This window comes from Curtobacterium sp. 458 (assembly GCF_030406605.1).
Lineage (GTDB): Bacteria > Actinomycetota > Actinomycetes > Actinomycetales > Microbacteriaceae > Curtobacterium.
The window spans coordinates 898,651-915,021 of the sequence record NZ_CP129104.1 but is presented as its reverse complement, the minus strand read 5'-3'; the positions used below and the strand labels follow the sequence as shown (position 1 = coordinate 915,021).

Below are 16,371 nucleotides of genomic sequence, written 5' to 3'. Positions count from 1 at the left end.
GCGCGGGCCGGCCACGAGCCTCCCGTCCGTCCCGTGGCGGCGTCTCAGTCGGCGCGCGGCTCCGCGGGGACCGCGCCGGTCGCGGCGTGGGCCGCGTCCGACGCCGCAGGCGTCGCCGGGTCCGTCCCGCGGGCCCGGCCGATGAGGTCCATCACGTGGTACACCACGATCGCAGCGACCGTGCCGACGATGATCCCGCCGAACGTCGCGCTGCCGAACGAGAACGTGAAGTCCGCGATGCCCATGATGAGCGCGATCCCCGCCGTGAGCTGATTCTTCGGCTTCGCGAAGTCGACCTTGTTCTCGACCCAGATCCGGATGCCGATGATCCCGATGAGGCCGTAGAGCGCGGTCGTCGCTCCGCCGAGCACCCCCGCGGGGACCGACGAGATCAGGACACCGATCTTCGGGGAGAGTCCGAGCAGGACCGCGACGATCGCCGCGACCCAGTACGCCGCGGTCGAGAACACGCGGGTGGCGGCCATCACGCCGATGTTCTCGCCGTAGGTCGTCGTCGCGGATCCGCCGCCGATGCCCGCGAGGACCGTCGACACCCCGTCCGCGAACAGCGCACGCCCGGTGAGCGGGGTGAGGTCGCGGCCGGTGAGCTGTCCCACGCCCTTCACGTGGCCGACGTTCTCGGCGACCAGTGCCAGGACGACCGGCACGAAGCCGAGGTAGATCGCGAGCTGGCCGGCGTCGAAGGCCGGGGCGGTGAACGTCGGCAGACCGATCCACGGCGCCGCCGCCACCTTCGAGAAGTCGACCTCGCCCGCGATGACCGCCGCGACGTAGCCGACGACGACGCCGATGACGATCGAGAGCCGCCCGATGAGCCCCTTGAACAGGACGGTCACGAGGATGATGGCGAGCAGGGTGATCAGCGCGATGACCGGCGCCTTGACGAAGTTGTCGCGTGCGGCGGGCGCGAGGTTGAACCCGATGAGGGCGACGATCGCACCGGACACCACCGGCGGCATCACCCGGTCGATCCACCCGGCGCCGGCGAGGTGCACCACGAGTCCGACGACCGCGAGCAGCGCCCCGACGACGATGATCCCCGACAGGGCGAGCGGGATGCCGCCGATCTTCGTGGCGGCGCCGATCGGTGCGAGGAACGCGAACGACGAACCGAGGTAGCTCGGTAGGCGGTTGCCGGTGATGAGCAGGAACAGGATCGTCCCGATGCCGCTGAACAGCAGGGTCGTCGACGGCGGGAAACCGGTGATGAGCGGGACGAGGAAGGTCGCGCCGAACATCGCCACGACGTGCTGCACGCCGAGGCCGACGGTCCGTCCCCAGCCGAGGCGCTCGTCGGGGGCCACGATCGTCGTAGCCGAGACGGTGCGGCCGTCGCCGTGCAGCTTCCAAGGGAGTCCCATGCGGGAAACGGTAGTGGCACCGCGAGGCCCGTGACGAGGACCGAACCGATCTGTGGACGAGTGCCGCTGGTGACCGCTCGGGCTGGCCGCCCGCGCACAGGGCAACGGTGGCTATCGTGGACGGCATGACCGACGTCGCAAGCACCTCCGGCATCCACACCGACGAGCTCGACGCCGGTGTGCGCCCACAGGACGACCTCTACCGGCACGTCAACGGCACATGGGTCGCCGCCACCCCGATCCCCGACGACAAGGCGCGGTACGGGTCGTTCACCGTCCTCGCCGAGGCGGCTGAGCTCGCCGTCCGCGAGATCGTCGAGCGCTCCCAGCAGGCAGCCCCGGGCACGGAGGAGCGCAAGGTCGGCGACCTCTACACGGCGTTCGTCGACGAGACGCGCCTCGAGGAGCTGGGCACCGGCCCGATCGAGCCCTTGCTCGCCGAGGTCGACACGGTCGACTCCGTCGAGGACCTCGTCCGCATGGTCGGTCGTTTCGAGCGCCTCGGCCTGCCGAGCTTCCTCCAGCTCTTCGTCGACAACGACCCGGGCGACCCCGATTCGTACGTGGTGTTCCTCGAGCAGAGCGGCCTCGGTCTGCCCGACGAGTCGTACTACCGTGAGGACCGCTTCGCCGACATCCGCACCAAGTACCGCGAGTTCGTCGCCGCGATGTTCCCGCTCGCCGGCTTCGACGACGCGGGCGACCGCAGCGACAACGTCATCGGGCTGGAGACCGCCCTCGCCGCCGAGCACTGGGACAACGTCACCACGCGCGACAGCCAGAAGACCTACAACAAGCTTCCGTGGGCCGAGGTCGCGGCGCTCGCCGAGGGCATCGACCTGCGGCAGTGGTGGGAGGCCATCGACGCCCCGGCCGGTGCCTTCGAGACCGTCGTCGTCCGCGAGCCGTCGTTCATCACCGGGCTCGCGCGACTGCTGCGCACCGAGCCGCTCGCAGCGTGGAAGGACTGGCTCCGCTGGCAGGTCGTCCGCGGCTCGGCGGCCTACCTGACGAGCGCGTTCTCCGCGACGAACTTCTCGTTCTACGGCACCGCACTGACCGGAGCGCCCAAGCAGCGCGAGCGGTGGAAGCGCGGCGTCTCCCTGGTCGAGGGCGCCATGGGCGAGGCGATCGGTCGCATCTACGTGCAGGAGCACTTCGACGAGACCTCCAAGGCCGAGATGGACGAGCTCGTCGCGAACCTCGTCGAGGCCTACCGCCAGAGCATCACGGGTCTCGACTGGATGACCGACGAGACCCGCGCGCGGGCCCTCGACAAGCTCGACAAGTTCACGCCGAAGATCGGCTACCCGGTGAAGTGGCGCGACTACTCGGCGCTGCAGGTCTCCGCCGACGACCTCATCGGCAACGTCCGCGCCGTCGCGAGCTTCCAGGTCGACCGTGAGCTCGGCAAGATCGGCAAGCCGATCGACCGCGACGAGTGGTTCATGACCCCGCAGACGATCAACGCGTACTACAACCCCGGCTTCAACGAGATCGTGTTCCCCGCCGCGATCCTGCAGTTCCCGTTCTTCGACGCCGGACGCGACCCCGCCGCGAACTACGGCGCGATCGGCGCCGTGATCGGCCACGAGATCGGTCACGGCTTCGACGACCAGGGGTCGCAGTACGACGGCGACGGTCGCCTGCAGAACTGGTGGACCGAGGCCGACCGCGCCGCGTTCGAGGAGCGCACGAAGGCCCTCATCGCGCAGTACGACGCCCTCGTCCCGACCGAGGTCCCCGACGGTCACGTCAACGGCGCGCTGACGATCGGTGAGAACATCGGCGATCTCGGTGGCCTCTCGATCGCGTGGAAGGCGTACCTGCTGTCCCTCGACGGTCAGGAGCCGCCGGTGGTCGACGGGCTCAGCGGCGCAGAGCGCTTCTTCCTCAGCTGGGCGCAGGCCTGGAGGATGGCGATCCGTCCGGAGGAGGCCGCGCGCCTGCTCAGCATCGACCCGCACTCCCCGAACGAGTTCCGGTGCAACCAGGTCGTGCGCAACATCGACGGCTTCTACGACACGTTCGGCGTGACGGAGGGCGACTCGATGTACCTCGACCCGGCCGAGCGCGTCGCCATCTGGTGATGGTCGAGCCGGACGCGGCTCTGCCGTCCCGGCGACGCCGTCAGGGGTCGGCCGGCGACGGCGACCGATCGCGCGGCGGCAGCGGCGGCCGTGCGCACGGCCGGCACCGTGGCGGTGCCGACGAGCGCTTCGGAGCCACCCTGGAGGCACTCGGTGCGTTGGCGAGGGACGGTGCGGGGGTCAGTGCCTCCGTCATCGACACGTCGACCGGCAAGGCGCTGCTCGCGGTCGACGACACCTTGGTCCAACCGGTCGCGAGCCTCGGGCGGGTGCTGCTGCTCATCGAGGTCGCTGCACTGCTCGAGGACGGTGGTCTGCACGGCGACCGCCTGCAGCGGATGGCCCGGGACACCGCGACGGGCGCCGGCCTGTGGCAGTTCCTGCAGGAGTCCACCATGCAGGTGTCGGACCTCGCGACCCTGGTCGGCGCCGCCGCGGACGCCTGGGCCATGAACGCCCTGCTCTCGACCGTCGGCATCGACGCCGTCCGCGAGCGCGCCGAGTCGCTCGGCATCGAGCGGACGGCCCTCATCGACCGCATCCGGGACCGCCGGGGCCCGGACGACGCTCCTGATGCCTCGGTGGCGGCGACCGGGGAGCTGAGCTGGCTCTTCCGCGGGCTGGCACTCGGGGAGGTCGTCGACGAGGCCGTCTCGAACCGGGTGCTCGGGTGGCTCTCCCTGTCGAGCGACCTCTCCCTCGTGGCGGGCTCCTTCGCGCTCGACCCGCTGGCCCACCGGTCGCTCGACCACGGGTTGCAGGTCGTGTCGATCACGGGTTCGTCGCTCGGGGTCCGTGCCGAGGCGGGGATCCTCCGCGGTCCGGCGTCCTCCGTGAGCTACGCGGTCACGGTGACGTTCGACGACGCCACCCTGCAGCGGCGACTGGCGGTCGTGGATGCCCTGCGCACGATGGGCACCGAGGTGCTCGAGGCCGTGCACCTGCCCGCTCGCCGCTGACCGGCACCGTCTCAGTCGAGGAGGCGCCGGACCCACGCGTCGAACCGCTGCCGGATGACCCGCGCCGTGATGTCCTCCCGACCGATCCCGGCGTAGTTGGGCGCCCACGTCTCCACGTACGGGTCGGCGCGTGCCGCGGCCAGGACGTCCCAGGCGTGCACGTCGAGGACCCGCACACCGCCGGCGCGCTCGTACGCGGCGAGGAACCGGTCGGCGGCGTCGGTCGAGCCCAGCAGCACGAGGTCCTGTCGGCACCACGCCACGTCGACGCCACGAGGAGCCGACATCGCACCCGACCAGTCCACGATCCCGCTGAGACGGTCGTCCTGCCACACGGCGTTCCCGCTCCAGAAGTCGCCGTGGGTGAGCACGCGAGCCTGGTCGGTCGTCGGCCAGACGGCGCGCGCAGCACCGGCCAGACGGCCCGCGACGCGCTTCGGTGCCCGTCCGTCGTCGGGCAGCCCGGTCGGATCGAGCTCGTGCACCCGTGCGAGTGCGGCGCCGAGCTGGTCGGCGGCGGATCCGAGGTCGAGGTCGGCGGGCGGCACGGAGCCGGGCAGGGCCGAGGTGACGACGGTCGGCAGCCCGTCGACGGTGCCGTGCGCGAGGAGGCGGGGCGCGAGGACGCCGAGGGGCTCCAGTCGTGCGAGCACCGCGGCCTCGCGGAGGACGGCGTCGTCGCCGCGTGGGAAGGTCCGTACGACGACGTGCTGCTCGCCGTCGTCGGCCAGGACGGTGCGGGCGTGCTGTCCGCCGGTGAGTACGCGCACGGCGTGCAGCGGCCGTCCGACCAGTGCGCTGCCGCGGTCGACGACGGCTTGCTCGACGACGCGTTCCTGCTGGCTCGTAGCGGTCACCGGGCAAGGGTAGCGAGCGCCCGATGTCACGGAACGGTAACGGCGAGAAGTCGTCCCAATCCACTCCGGGCAGGGCGTCGAATCCCCTGCACAGACCGGGAACCACCCGGAGCGCTCACCAGCCGCAGATCGCTGGTTCTCGACCCGTCGACGGGTCGGTTCGGCGCGCCATCGAACGCCGCGCCGAGCGCGACACAGCAAAGGACAGAACATCATGCGCAAGAGCCTGAAGACCACGATCACCCTCGCCACGACCGGCGCGCTCGTCCTCGGTGGCGCCGCGTTCGGTGTCGGCGCCGCGAACGCGTCGACCCCGTCGGTGCACACCGTCTCCTCCAGCTCGTCGAAGATCCCGGCGCCGGTCGCGTCGGTGCCCGAGGTCCTCGGTGGCACGACCGCGGTGAAGCTCGACTCGGGCTTCACCGACGCGCTGACCGCGCTGAAGCTCACCCCCGGGGTGTCGGGCAACGCCAAGCTCGAGGACGGGTCGGTGTCGTTCCCGATCACGGCCGGTTCGGTGACGTACTGGAACCCGGACGGCTCGTACCGTCCGTACGTGCAGGGGCTGCTCAACCACGACGACTCGGGGCTGACGCTCAAGGCCGGTGACACGACGGTGACGCTGGAGAACTTCGTGGTGAACCCGGGGTCGTCCAAGCTCTACGGTGACGTGCTGGTCAACGGCAAGGTCGCCGCGGCGAACGCGTACCTGTTCGAGCTCTGGGGCGGCACCCTCAAGCCGCTGCAGCTCGAGGGCGACAACGCGATCCTGACCGGTACCACGGTCCACGTCTCCGAGGACGCCGCGGGTCTGCTGAACAAGACGTTCGGCACCGACGCGGTCAAGCGCGGCCTGCTCGTGGGCACCGCGACCATCACCGCCAAGATCAAGTAACACCCCGCACCACCACGCAGCAGCGCCGCCCCCGGACCACGGGGGCGGCGCTCTCGTGTGTTCAGCGCAGCAGCACGAACGACCGCAGCGGAGCGGGCTCGACGTCGTGCGCCTCGACGAACCCGAGTGACTCGTAGAACGCCCGCTGCCCGGGTTCGGCGTCGGTGAGCAGCACCGTCTGGCGCACGTGGTCGTACCGGCGGAGCACCTCGGCGAGCAACGCCCGGCCGACCCCGGTCCGCTGGTGCTCGGGGCGCACGAGGACGTCCTGCACGTACGCGATCGTCGCCCCGTCCGACACCGTGCGCACGAGCCCCACCAGCACGCCGTCCACGCGGGCGGTCACCACGAGGTGCGCACCCGACACCGCGGCCTCGAGCAGGTCGGGATCACGGGTGTAGGCCGACCAGCCGACCGATGTGTAAAGGCCGATCAGTTCGTCCGAGGTCGGCACGTCCGTCGCGATGGTCACCATGCGCCCATCGTGGCAGGCCTCAGTCGGTCGCCTGACCCTCCGGCACGAGCGCCTGCACGCTGAGCAGCGGCGCGTCCGACGACCGGCACGCCTGGCGCCCCTCGTCCTTGAGGAACAGCGACGTCTTCGACCCGGGCGGGTAGACCCGGTAGCCGTCGGGCGTCACCGGGGAGCAGTCCGCGGCGGAGTAGTTGCCGGCCTGCCCGATCTTCAGCGGCGCGACCGCGACCTGTCCGGGGCGGAGCGTCACGGTCGGGTGCGGCGACGAGCGGTCGAGGGACGCCGCGGCACCGATCTGCTGGCCGTCGCCGCCACCGACGAACGAGACGCCCGGCCAGCCCTGCAGCGTGCACGTCGACGAACCCGTGTTCGTGAACGCGAGGTGGATGATCGTGCTCCCGGCGGCGCCGCCGCTGCCCGGCTGCTCGGTGAGCGACAACGACGACGCGGCACACCGGGCGACCCCGCCGGACGACGACCCGGTGCCCGACGACCCCGACGCGGACGACGACGGCGTGGAGGACGGCGTCGGCGTGGCCGTCACGGTCTCGGTGGCCGTCGCCGTGGCGCTCGGCGTCGCCGCACCTCCGCCGGCACACCCGGCGAGGACGCCGACGGCGATCAGCCCGACGGCGACGGACAGGACCCTGGGGACGGTGCTGCGTTGCATGGACCCACGCAACCACCGTCGAGCGACCCGGACTCGGGCGGTGTCCAGCCTCCGCGAGCACACTCGCGGTCACCGGCACGGGAGGGCCCGTGCCACGGACGACGGAGACCGCCATGACGGACAAGCACGAGCAGGCACGCGGCGACGAGGGTCGCGCGGACGGCGTCGAACCCCGCGCCGGAGCCTTCACCGACAGCGAGATCCCGGGCGAGCAGCACGTCGCGAGCACCGAGCCGGTCGGGGAGTTCGTGTCGAGCGACATCCCGGGCGAGGGTCGTCCGACGCCGGACGGCGAGCAGGGTGAGTACGTCGAGAGCGACATCCCCGGCGAGCCGGAGCCGACCGGCACCGAGGGAGTCGGCCACTACACCGACAAGGACGAGTAGCCCGGGTCGTGCCCGTCAGTCGACGAGGTCCGCGGCGACGAGCCGCCGGAGCGTCTCGACACCGGCGGGCGGGCACCGGTCCGCGTCCGCGGAGGTGACCCACTCCACCTCGTCCACCTCTGCCGAGGCGATGGGCGTGGCGGAGTCGAGCGTGCCTCCAGGCCGGACCGTGAACAGCGCCATCGCGACCATCGTGCCGGGCGCCTGCCCGTGCGCGGGTTCCGTGACCGTCCCGAACGGCTCGACGTCCTGTGCCGTCAGGCGCAGTCCGGTCTCCTCGTACGCCTCGCGGAGCACCGCCTCGACGTCGGTCTCGCGCGGCTCGGCCTTGCCGCCGGGCAGGTAGAGGACGTCGCGCCCCCGCGCACGTACCATCAGGACCCGCCGGTCGCGCACGAGGAGCAGCGCGCTCACGCGCAGCGTGGGGACGGCCGGAGGGCCCACGCGCCCCGGTTCCGCCGCGCTGCGGAGCTTGCGGAGCGGCGTGGCGGCCGTGGGCGTGGGGCGGCTCAGCTCGCGTCCGCCTCGTCGGTGCGGTCCGCGTCGTCACGGGCGGGCGCGGTGCGCTCCGCGAGCGGCACGACCGGGCTCGGCACCTCGGTCTCGGGGGCGGGCTGCACGCCGAAGAGCGCGTCGAGCGCGCCGACGAACTCCTCGCCACGACCGGCGCGACCGAGCTCCCGTGCTCGGACCGAGGGCCGGTGCAGCAGCACGCCCACGAGGTGGCGGAGGGCACGCTCGGTCTGCTCGACGGACTCGGGGTCGCCGTCGCGACGCTTCGCCCGGTCGATCTCGTCGTCGAGGATGTCGAACACGTGCTTGCGGAAGGCGACGAGTGCGGGGGTGGTCGACTGCTCGAGCGCCTGTGCGCGGAAGCGCGACACGGCGTCGTCGACCATCGCGCGGGCCTCGGACTCGGCGTTCAGCTCGTTGATCGGCGCGTGGATGCTGATGGTCTCGAGGTCGAGCAGCTCGACGCCGTCGACACCGGCCGCGGCGGGGTCGACGTTGCGGGGGAGCCCGAGGTCGATGACGATCCGACGGACGCCGTCGTCGAGGTCCGCCGGTGCGACGACCGGGACCTCGCTCGAGGTGCAGGTGATGACGACGTCGCTCGACCCGATGGCCTGGCGGAGGTCACGCGCGGCGACGAGGTCGTGCTTCGCCGCGAACCAGGACGCACGACCAGAGGGCGAGAACACCTGGATGTTCGCGGCGCCCTTGTCGCGCAGCGCCGCGATGGTCGTCGCGGCGTAGCTGCCGGTGCCGATCAGGAGGACGCGGGTCTGCGCCCAGTCGGTCACGCGGGAGGACGCGAGCTGGAGGCCGAGGCGGACGAGCGACCGTCCGGCGGCACCGATGCGCGTGCGGGTCTTGACGCCGCGGGAGGTGTGCGCGGCCTCTTGGAAGAGGCGCTCGAGGTCCGAGGTGGTGGTGCCGTTCGAGCGGGCGTCCTCGAGGGAGCGACGCACCTGTCCGGAGATCTCGGTCTCCCCGACGACGACGGACTCGAGCCCGCTGGACACCGCGAAGAGGTGCTGCACGACGTCCTTGCCGCCGAGCACCCGGACGGAGTCGCGGAGTTCGGTCGGGGAGAGGTCGCTGGCGGTGGCGACGGCGTCGACGGTGGCCGAGACGGCGGAGTCACGGTCGTCCCCCGCGATGTCGAGGTAGGCCTCGAAGCGGTTGCACGTGGCGAGGACGACGGCTCCGTCCAACACGTCGGAGTCGGTCACGAGACGGCTCGCGGCGGTCGGTGCGCCGATGCTCAGTCGCTCCAGGAGATCGAAGCTGGCGTTGCGGTGCGACGCCGTGAGACAGATGAGCACGTGTTCCATGGTAACCCGCGCTCGGTGTGCCGGCGGTTGGCTGCACGGATGTGCGGGAACCACCCGGACAGCCGGTGGGAGAATCGTTCGGTGACCGACGCCCCCGCCTCCGCCCTCCCCGGGACGCACCCCCTCACCTCCGGCCTGACCAGCGGTTCCCCGCTCGTCCGTGCGCTCCGTGGCGACCGACCTGAGACGCTCCCCGTGTGGTTCATGCGGCAGGCCGGGCGTTCGCTGCCGGAGTACCGCGAGCTGCGGGTCGGCACGGCGATGCTCGACGCCTGCCTCGACCCGGCGATGGCGTCCGAGATCACGCTCCAGCCGGTCCGTCGGCACGGGGTCGACGCCGGGATCTTCTTCAGCGACATCGTCGTGCCGATCAAGCTCGCGGGCGTCGACGTCGAGATCGTCCCCGGTCGCGGTCCGGTCCTCGGCTCCCCGATCCGCACGGCGGCCGACGTGGACGCCCTGCAGCCCCTCGACCCGGCGTCGCTCGCACCGATCACCGAGGCCGTCGCGCGGACGGTCGCCGAGCTCGGGAGCACGCCGCTCATCGGGTTCGCCGGCGCGCCCTTCACCCTCGCCGCCTACCTGGTCGAGGGCGGTCCGTCGAAGGACCACATCCGCGCCCGCACGCTCATGCACGCCGACCCGGAGACGTGGTCCCGCCTGCTCGCCTGGGCGGCGGACGTGTCGGGGGCGTTCCTCCGCGCGCAGGTGCTCGCCGGAGCCTCGGCCGCGCAGCTCTTCGACTCGTGGGTGGGATCGCTGCCGCGTGCCGACTACCTCGCGTCCGTCGCGCCGCACTCCGCCCGGGCGCTGGAGCACGTCGCGGACCTCGGCGTCCCACGGATCCACTTCGGCGTCGGCAGCGGCGAGGTCCTGCACGACATGACCACCCTCGGGGGTGACTCCGTCGTGGTCGACGGCGTCGGGGTCGACTGGCGCATCCCCCTCGACGAGGCCGTCCGCCGCGTCGGCACCGACGTCACCGTGCAGGGCAACATCGACCCGGCGATGCTCTCCGCTCCCTGGTCGGTGCTCGAGGCCCACGTGCGCGACGTCGTCCGTCGCGGCGGATCGGCCCGTGCGCACGTCGTCAACCTCGGGCACGGCGTCCCGCCCGAGACGGACCCGACCGTGATCACCCGCGTCGTCGAGCTCGTGCACTCCCTGGGCTCCGGCCGGACGGCGGGGGAGCCGGCGTGACCGACGTCGTCGTCGTCGGTGGTGGTGTCGCCGGCCTCGTCGCCGCGCGGGACCTCGCCAAGGCGGGTGCCCACGTGGTGCTCGTCGAGGCGTCCGGCGTGCTCGGCGGCATGGTCCGTCGGCACACGGTCGCCGGCATCGACCTCGACATGGCCGCGGACTCCTTCGCCACCAGGACGGACGCGATCAGCCGGCTCGCGATCGAACTCGGACTCGGCAACGACATCGTGACGCCGGACCAGCGCGGCGCGTGGCTGATGACCCGCGACGGTCGCACCGCGCCGATCCCCGCCACGGGCCTCCTCGGCATCCCGAGCACCCCGATGGCGGCCGACGTCCTCGCCGTGATCGGGCAGAAGGCCGGACTGCGGGCGCAGATGGACTCCCTGCTGCCGTCCCCCGTCGGCGCGAAGGCGGCGTCGCTCGGCGAGCTCGTCCGGAAGCGGATGGGCGAGCGGGTGCTCGACGACCTCGTCGTCCCGATCGCCGGCGGCGTGCACTCGACGCACCCCGACCGCCTCGACCCCGACCGTGTGGCGCCGGGGCTGCGCGCCGCGCTGCTCCGGGACGGCTCGCTCGGCCGAGCGGTGCTCGCACTCCGCTCCCGTGCCGCTGCCGGCTCCGCCGTCCAGGGCATCCGCGGCGGCATCGTCCGTCTGGTCGACGAACTCGTGGCGGACATGGAGACCTACCGGGTCGACGTCCGGCTCAGCACGCGCGCGACCGCCGTTGCCGGACACCACGTCGAGGTCACCGGAGCGGACGGCGAGACCGAGACGCTCGTGGCCGACCACGTCCTCTCCTCGACGGCCGACCCGCAGCGCACGGCGGCGGCCGACCGCACCGGCATCGAGCTCGTGACGCTCGTCGTCGACGAACCCGCCCTCGACGCCGCTCCGCGCGGGACGGGCATGCTCGTGCACCCGGACGCCGAGGGGGTCGGTGCCAAGGCCCTGACGCACGCCACCGTGAAGTGGCCCTGGCTCGCCGAAGCGACGGGCGGTGCGCACGTCCTGCGCCTCAGCTACGCGACGCACGCCGACGTGTCGGACGTGGCCACGAGCCTCCCGGTCGACCCGGCCGACCCTGCCGGCGTGCGCGCCGTCCGCGACGCCGTCACCCTGCTGGGCGTGCGGTTCGGGACGGACCGCGTCCGTGGCGCTGCACGCGTCCGGTGGCACGGCCCGGACACCACCGCCGCCGGCCTCGCCGAGGGCGTCATCGGCATCGGGGAGACCTCGAGCGGTCGCGGGCTGTCGGGCATCGTCGCGTCCGCCCGGACAGCCGCTGAACGCATCCTGGACGACACGGACCTGTGAACCTGGGCGGACCGAGCGGTGCCCGAGGGCTACTGTTGGGGAGACGCCGGACGTATACCGCTCGGCGCATGACCACCGCACACTGACCCAACGGAGGAATCGCACATGCGAGGCAAGCTCCTGTTCGTCGCCGGCGCAGCACTCGGGTACGTCCTGGGATCACGAGCCGGAAGGGCGCGGTACGAGCAGATCAAGACCGTCAGCGGCAAGATCTGGAACAGCAACGGCGTCCAGAAGGGCGTCCACACGGCTGAGGAGTTCATCGCCGACAAGACCCCGGACGTCGCGGAGTTCGTCGGCGAGCAGACCAAGAAGGTCGTCCGCAAGGTCGGGCAGAAGAAGGACGCTCACACCTCATGACCGACACCCGCGACCGCAAGCCGCGTTCGCTGTTCGGTCTGGTCGGCGACGTCCCGAAGCTCGTCAAGGAGCTCGTGACCGGTGAGCTCAACCTGCTCAAGGCCGAGATGCTGGCGAAGGTCAAGATCTTCGCGCTCGCGGCCGGGCTCCTCATCGCGGCGCTCGTCATCGTGCTGTACGCGATCGGCGTCCTCCTGACGGCAGCCGTGATGGGCCTCGCGACCGTGATGCCGGCGTGGCTCGCCGCGCTGGTCGTCGCCGTCGTCATGCTCGTCGTCGCGGCGATCCTCGGGCTGATCGGGTGGAAGCGCTTCAAGAAGGGGCTGCCGATCACGCCGAAGCGCACGATCGACAGCGTGAAGAACGACGTCAACGCGGTGAAGGGCCTCGGCAAGAAGCCGACCCCGGGGACGCAGTACGGATCGCGCAAGCCCGACGTCGGCGGCCGGTTCTGACGCCGACCCCAGGCAGCGACCGAGGTCGCGCAGACGCCACCAGCACCAGCACCACCGACGGAGGAACCGTGACCGACCAGCACGACGACTTGGCCGACCGCGTCGCGGCGACCCGCGCGCAGCTGTTCGACACCCTCGACGCCATCGAGGACAAGCTCAACGTCCCGAAGCAGCTCGGCATCGCCGCCGCGAAGGTGAAGCGGCGCGCGGACGAGAACCCCGTGCCGTACCTGGCCGGGCTCGCAGCCGGCGTGGCAGTGGTCGGGGGTATCGTCGTAGCGGTGCTCCGACGGCGGTGACCGGCCGACGCATCGCCGCCGCGCGGGTCCTCCTCGTCGGGCGCTCTTCGGCAGGGGCCGAGGTAATCCCTGGCAACCGATAGGACAAAGGACCCATGAGTTCCACCGTGCCCGCTCCGGGCGACGCACACGAGACCGACCCGGCCTCCGGCATCGACCCGAACCTCCTGACGGCCTACGCCCTGTGGGCCGTCGTCCGCCGCCCGGTCGGGGCGGTGACCCCGGTCGGTGACGACGGTGTCGCCGAGCTCGACGGCGTCGTGTCCGCCGCGGCCGACCGCGGCGTCACGATCCGCGGCTTCTACGACGTCTCCGGCTTCCGTGCCGACGCCGACGTCATGATCTGGCTCCACGGCGACGACGCACAGGCGATCCAGGCCGTGCTCCGCGAGATCCGTCGCACCCCGCTCTTCCGAGACGCCGAGCCGGTCTGGCACGCCATGGCCATGCACCGCGAGGCCGAGTTCAACAAGCGGCACACCCCCGCGTTCCTCCGCGGCAAGGACCCCGAGGCGTGGATCACGGTGTACCCGTTCGTCCGCTCCTACGAGTGGTACCTCCTGCCGGAGGACGAGCGCTCGAAGATGCTCCGCGACCACGGCGTCGCCGGCGCGAAGTACCGCCGTGTGCTGACGAACACCATCGCGACGTTCGCCCTGAGCGACTACGAGTGGATCCTCCCGCTCGAGAGCCCCGACCTGGTGGACCTCGTCGACCTCATGCGCGACCTGCGCTACACCGAGGCACGCCTCCACGTGCGTGAGGAAGTGCCCTTCTACACGGGTCGTCGCGTGACGACCGCCGAGCTGCCGGAGGTGCTGTCGTGACCGACACCAGCCAGATCACGAACGGACACGGAGCCGTCCTCGCCGCGACGCCCGCCGCGGTCGACGGACCCGAGCACGTCGAGGTCCCGACCGCGTACGACGCGATCCTCCTCGCCGGGTTCGGCGGTCCGGAGGGCCAAGACGACGTCATCCCGTTCCTCCGCAACGTCACCCGTGGCCGCGGCATCCCGGACGAGCGGCTCGAAGAGGTCGCGCACCACTACCGGCACTTCGGCGGCGTCAGCCCGATCAACGCGCAGAACCGCGCGCTGAAGGCGGCGCTCGAGGCCGAACTGGCGGAGCGCGGCATCGACCTGCCCGTGCTGTGGGGCAACCGCAACTGGGACCCCTACCTCGAGGACGCCTTCACGGAAGCCGCAGACCGCGGGCTGACGAACCTCATCGCGATCGCGACGAGCGCCTACTCGTCGTTCTCGAGCTGCCGGCAGTACCGCGAGGACTACGCCCGCGTGCTCGACGCCACTGGCCTCATCGACACGATCAAGATCGACAAGGTCCGGCAGTTCTTCGACCACCCGGGCTTCGTGCGGCCGTTCGTGGACGGCGTGCGTGACGGCCTCGCGAAGGCGATCGCGGAGAACGAGGGCCTCGACCTCGGCACCGAGTTGCACGTGCTGTTCTCGACGCACTCGATCCCCTCGGCCGACGCCGCCCGCTCCGGGCCCGACTTCCGCGGCTTCGACGAGCACGGCGCGTACGAGGCGCAGCACCTCGCGGTCGCCGAGGTCGTCCTCGAGCAGGCGTGGAACGAGCTCGTCGAGCAGCCCGAGCACGCGCACCTCGCCGGGACGTCGAAGCCCGCGTGGAAGCTCGTCTACCAGTCGCGTTCGGGCCCCCCGACGCAGCCCTGGCTCGAGCCGGACATCAACGACTACATGAACGAGGAGCTCAAGGGCGGACCGACCCGCGCCGTGCTCATCGTCCCGCTCGGCTTCGTGAGCGACCACATGGAGGTCATGTGGGACCTCGACGAGGAAGCCACCGAGACCGCGCAGGAGCTCGGCTTCTGGTCGGTCCGGACGCAGACGCCCGGCGTCGACCCGGCGTACGTCGCCGGGCTGATCGACCTCGTGCTCGAGCGCGTCAACGGCGTCCCGACGTCGGAGCGTCCGCACCTGACCGACCTCGGCCCCTGGTACGACGTCTGCCGACCGGGCTGCTGCGAGAACGTGCGCGCCGGCTTCAAGCCCGCCGCCGCCGGCCTGGCACCGTGAGCGAGCAGGCAGCAGCCGAGCGGCCGGCAGCCGAGCAGGCGCCGGCCGGTCCGGCACCGATCCGTCTCGGCACCCGGGCCAGCCGGCTCGCGATGTCGCAGTCGCAGGACGTCGCCGACCGCCTCGCGAAGGCGTCCGGCCGTCCCGTCGAACTCGTCGAGGTGACCAGCGAGGGCGACACGAACCGTGCATCGCTCGCCAGCCTCGGCGGCACCGGGGTCTTCGCCAGCGCTCTGCGCGAAGCACTCGTCGCGGGCGAGGTCGACGTCCTCGTGCACTCCCTCAAGGACCTCCCGACCGCGCCGTACCCGGGGCTGACGATCGCGGCGGTGCCCAAGCGTGCCGACGCCCGTGACGTCCTCGTGGCCCGGAACGGCGCCACGGTGGACTCGCTGCCCGAGGGTGCGAAGGTCGGCACGGGGTCGCCCCGCCGGGTCGCGCAGCTCAAGGCCAAGCGTCCGGACCTCGACGTGGTGGACATCCGCGGCAACATCGACACCCGCCTCGGCCGGGTGGAGGACGACCTCGACGCGGTCGTACTCGCCGCCGCGGGACTCGGGCGCATCGACCGACTGAGCGCCGCCACGGAGCTCCTCGACCTCGGCTTCTGGCCGAGTGCCCCCGGTCAGGGAGCGCTCGCGGTCGAGATCCGGTCGGACGAGACGGACCGGAACCTGCTCGCCGCACTCCGGAAGCTCGACCACGCGCCGACCCGCCTCACGGTGACGGCCGAGCGCGAGGTCCTGGCGAAGCTCGAGGCCGGGTGCTCCGCGCCGATCGGTGCGACCGCGGTCGTCGACGCCGAGCTCCTGCTCGTCAGCGCGACGGTGTACCGCCCCGACGGCTCTGAGTACCGCACGGCGTCGCACGCGGCGCACCTCGACGGGTCCGCGCAGGAACGCCTCGACGAGGCCCTCGACGTCGGCCGCCGTGTCGCCGCCGAACTGCTCGAGAACGGCGCGGCCGGACTCGCCGACCTGGCGTCGTCGGTGTCGGACGCGCCGGCCGACGGTCACCACTCGGCCGGACCCGGACTGGCCACCCCGGCCGCCGCGCAGCCCGCCGACGACGCGACGTCGAGCACCGGCTCCGGCACGGCGACCAGCACGGACTAGCCACGGACG

The 16,371-nt window shown here is 72.0% G+C and carries 18 protein-coding genes; 12 read left to right on the top strand and 6 right to left on the bottom strand.

The features are described 5' to 3' along the window. Positions 1–44 precede the first annotated feature (44 nt). Positions 45–1,382 carry a solute carrier family 23 protein gene (locus tag QPJ90_RS04520; RefSeq protein ID WP_290133279.1) on the bottom strand — a complete coding sequence of 446 codons (1,338 nt, stop codon included), beginning with the start codon at positions 1,380–1,382 and terminating at the stop codon, positions 45–47. A gap of 125 nt (positions 1,383–1,507) precedes the next feature. Between QPJ90_RS04520 and QPJ90_RS04515 the strand changes: the two genes are divergently transcribed. Next, the gene (locus QPJ90_RS04515) at positions 1,508–3,472 is read left to right on the top strand and encodes a M13-type metalloendopeptidase (RefSeq protein WP_290133278.1); all 1,965 of its coding nucleotides are present in this window, start codon (positions 1,508–1,510) and stop codon (positions 3,470–3,472) included. Next, positions 3,472–4,431: a serine hydrolase gene (locus QPJ90_RS04510; RefSeq protein ID WP_290133277.1), complete on the top strand. Its 960-nt coding sequence runs from the start codon at positions 3,472–3,474 to the stop codon at positions 4,429–4,431. Before QPJ90_RS04515 ends, QPJ90_RS04510 begins: the two co-directional genes overlap by 1 nt. A gap of 11 nt (positions 4,432–4,442) precedes the next feature. Here QPJ90_RS04510 and QPJ90_RS04505 read toward each other — a convergent pair whose 3' ends face one another. Continuing rightward, positions 4,443–5,288, bottom strand: coding sequence for an aminoglycoside phosphotransferase family protein (locus QPJ90_RS04505; RefSeq protein ID WP_290133276.1), 846 nt, complete (start codon positions 5,286–5,288; stop codon positions 4,443–4,445). A gap of 214 nt (positions 5,289–5,502) precedes the next feature. Here QPJ90_RS04505 and QPJ90_RS04500 point away from each other — a divergent pair, with 214 nt between their 5' ends. Continuing rightward, positions 5,503–6,183, top strand: coding sequence for a hypothetical protein (locus QPJ90_RS04500; protein WP_290133275.1), 681 nt, complete (start codon positions 5,503–5,505; stop codon positions 6,181–6,183). A 61-nt stretch (positions 6,184–6,244) separates the two neighbouring features. Here QPJ90_RS04500 and QPJ90_RS04495 read toward each other — a convergent pair whose 3' ends face one another. Both QPJ90_RS04495 and QPJ90_RS04490 read right to left on the bottom strand, forming a co-directional pair. Continuing rightward, positions 6,245–6,658, bottom strand: a complete 414-nt coding sequence (locus QPJ90_RS04495; RefSeq protein WP_290133274.1) for a GNAT family N-acetyltransferase — start codon at positions 6,656–6,658, stop codon at positions 6,245–6,247. Positions 6,659–6,677: 19 nt separating this feature from the next. Further along, positions 6,678–7,328 (bottom strand): DUF4232 domain-containing protein, encoded by a 651-nt coding sequence (locus QPJ90_RS04490; RefSeq protein ID WP_290133273.1) that lies wholly within the window; start codon positions 7,326–7,328, stop codon positions 6,678–6,680. A gap of 113 nt (positions 7,329–7,441) precedes the next feature. On the opposite strand from QPJ90_RS04490, the gene QPJ90_RS04485 reads away from it, so the two are divergent. Beyond that, positions 7,442–7,714: a hypothetical protein gene (locus tag QPJ90_RS04485; protein WP_290133272.1), complete on the top strand. Its 273-nt coding sequence runs from the start codon at positions 7,442–7,444 to the stop codon at positions 7,712–7,714. A 15-nt stretch (positions 7,715–7,729) separates the two neighbouring features. On the opposite strand, the gene QPJ90_RS04480 is transcribed toward QPJ90_RS04485, so the two are convergent. Both QPJ90_RS04480 and QPJ90_RS04475 read right to left on the bottom strand, forming a co-directional pair. Next, complete coding sequence (locus tag QPJ90_RS04480; RefSeq protein WP_290133271.1) at positions 7,730–8,128, bottom strand: NUDIX domain-containing protein; 399 nt, start codon at positions 8,126–8,128, stop codon at positions 7,730–7,732. A gap of 95 nt (positions 8,129–8,223) precedes the next feature. Beyond that, a complete protein-coding gene (locus QPJ90_RS04475) occupies positions 8,224–9,543 on the bottom strand; it encodes a glutamyl-tRNA reductase (RefSeq protein WP_290133270.1) in 1,320 nt (439 codons plus the stop codon). A gap of 90 nt (positions 9,544–9,633) precedes the next feature. Between QPJ90_RS04475 and hemE the strand changes: the two genes are divergently transcribed. The 8 genes from hemE (at position 9,634) to hemC (ending at position 16,362) form a co-directional block, all read left to right on the top strand. Further along, positions 9,634–10,752, top strand: coding sequence for a uroporphyrinogen decarboxylase (gene hemE, locus QPJ90_RS04470; protein ID WP_354670488.1), 1,119 nt, complete (start codon positions 9,634–9,636; stop codon positions 10,750–10,752). Next, a complete protein-coding gene (locus tag QPJ90_RS04465) occupies positions 10,749–12,071 on the top strand; it encodes an FAD-dependent oxidoreductase (RefSeq protein ID WP_290133268.1) in 1,323 nt (440 codons plus the stop codon). Before hemE ends, QPJ90_RS04465 begins: the two co-directional genes overlap by 4 nt. A 105-nt stretch (positions 12,072–12,176) precedes the next feature. Continuing rightward, positions 12,177–12,431 carry a hypothetical protein gene (locus tag QPJ90_RS04460; RefSeq protein WP_058724481.1) on the top strand — a complete coding sequence of 85 codons (255 nt, stop codon included), beginning with the start codon at positions 12,177–12,179 and terminating at the stop codon, positions 12,429–12,431. Further along, complete coding sequence (locus QPJ90_RS04455) at positions 12,428–12,886, top strand: phage holin family protein (RefSeq protein WP_290133267.1); 459 nt, start codon at positions 12,428–12,430, stop codon at positions 12,884–12,886. Before QPJ90_RS04460 ends, QPJ90_RS04455 begins: the two co-directional genes overlap by 4 nt. A gap of 68 nt (positions 12,887–12,954) precedes the next feature. Then, positions 12,955–13,185, top strand: coding sequence for a DUF3618 domain-containing protein (locus tag QPJ90_RS04450; RefSeq protein WP_290133266.1), 231 nt, complete (start codon positions 12,955–12,957; stop codon positions 13,183–13,185). Between the two features lie 95 nt (positions 13,186–13,280). Continuing rightward, a complete protein-coding gene (gene hemQ / locus QPJ90_RS04445; protein WP_290133265.1) occupies positions 13,281–14,012 on the top strand; it encodes a hydrogen peroxide-dependent heme synthase in 732 nt (243 codons plus the stop codon). After that, complete coding sequence (locus QPJ90_RS04440; protein WP_290133264.1) at positions 14,009–15,247, top strand: ferrochelatase; 1,239 nt, start codon at positions 14,009–14,011, stop codon at positions 15,245–15,247. Before hemQ ends, QPJ90_RS04440 begins: the two co-directional genes overlap by 4 nt. A 59-nt stretch (positions 15,248–15,306) precedes the next feature. Continuing rightward, positions 15,307–16,362, top strand: coding sequence for a hydroxymethylbilane synthase (gene hemC / locus QPJ90_RS04435; RefSeq protein ID WP_290134163.1), 1,056 nt, complete (start codon positions 15,307–15,309; stop codon positions 16,360–16,362). The last annotated feature ends 9 nt before the right edge of the window (positions 16,363–16,371 follow it).

Excerpts from the sequence above, each read along its gene's own strand:
- QPJ90_RS04455 (WP_290133267.1), top strand. The coding sequence starts at position 12,428 with ATGACCGACACCCGCGACCGCAAGCCGCGTTCGCTGTTCGGTCTGGTC.
- QPJ90_RS04485 (WP_290133272.1), top strand. The coding sequence starts at position 7,442 with ATGACGGACAAGCACGAGCAGGCACGCGGCGACGAGGGTCGCGCGGAC.
- QPJ90_RS04515 (WP_290133278.1), top strand. The coding sequence starts at position 1,508 with ATGACCGACGTCGCAAGCACCTCCGGCATCCACACCGACGAGCTCGAC.
- QPJ90_RS04460 (WP_058724481.1), top strand. The coding sequence starts at position 12,177 with ATGCGAGGCAAGCTCCTGTTCGTCGCCGGCGCAGCACTCGGGTACGTC.
- QPJ90_RS04520 (WP_290133279.1), bottom strand. The coding sequence starts at position 1,382 with ATGGGACTCCCTTGGAAGCTGCACGGCGACGGCCGCACCGTCTCGGCT.
- QPJ90_RS04500 (WP_290133275.1), top strand. The coding sequence starts at position 5,503 with ATGCGCAAGAGCCTGAAGACCACGATCACCCTCGCCACGACCGGCGCG.
- QPJ90_RS04510 (WP_290133277.1), top strand. The coding sequence starts at position 3,472 with ATGGTCGAGCCGGACGCGGCTCTGCCGTCCCGGCGACGCCGTCAGGGG.
- hemQ (WP_290133265.1), top strand. The coding sequence starts at position 13,281 with ATGAGTTCCACCGTGCCCGCTCCGGGCGACGCACACGAGACCGACCCG.
- QPJ90_RS04490 (WP_290133273.1), bottom strand. The coding sequence starts at position 7,328 with ATGCAACGCAGCACCGTCCCCAGGGTCCTGTCCGTCGCCGTCGGGCTG.
- QPJ90_RS04495 (WP_290133274.1), bottom strand. The coding sequence starts at position 6,658 with ATGGTGACCATCGCGACGGACGTGCCGACCTCGGACGAACTGATCGGC.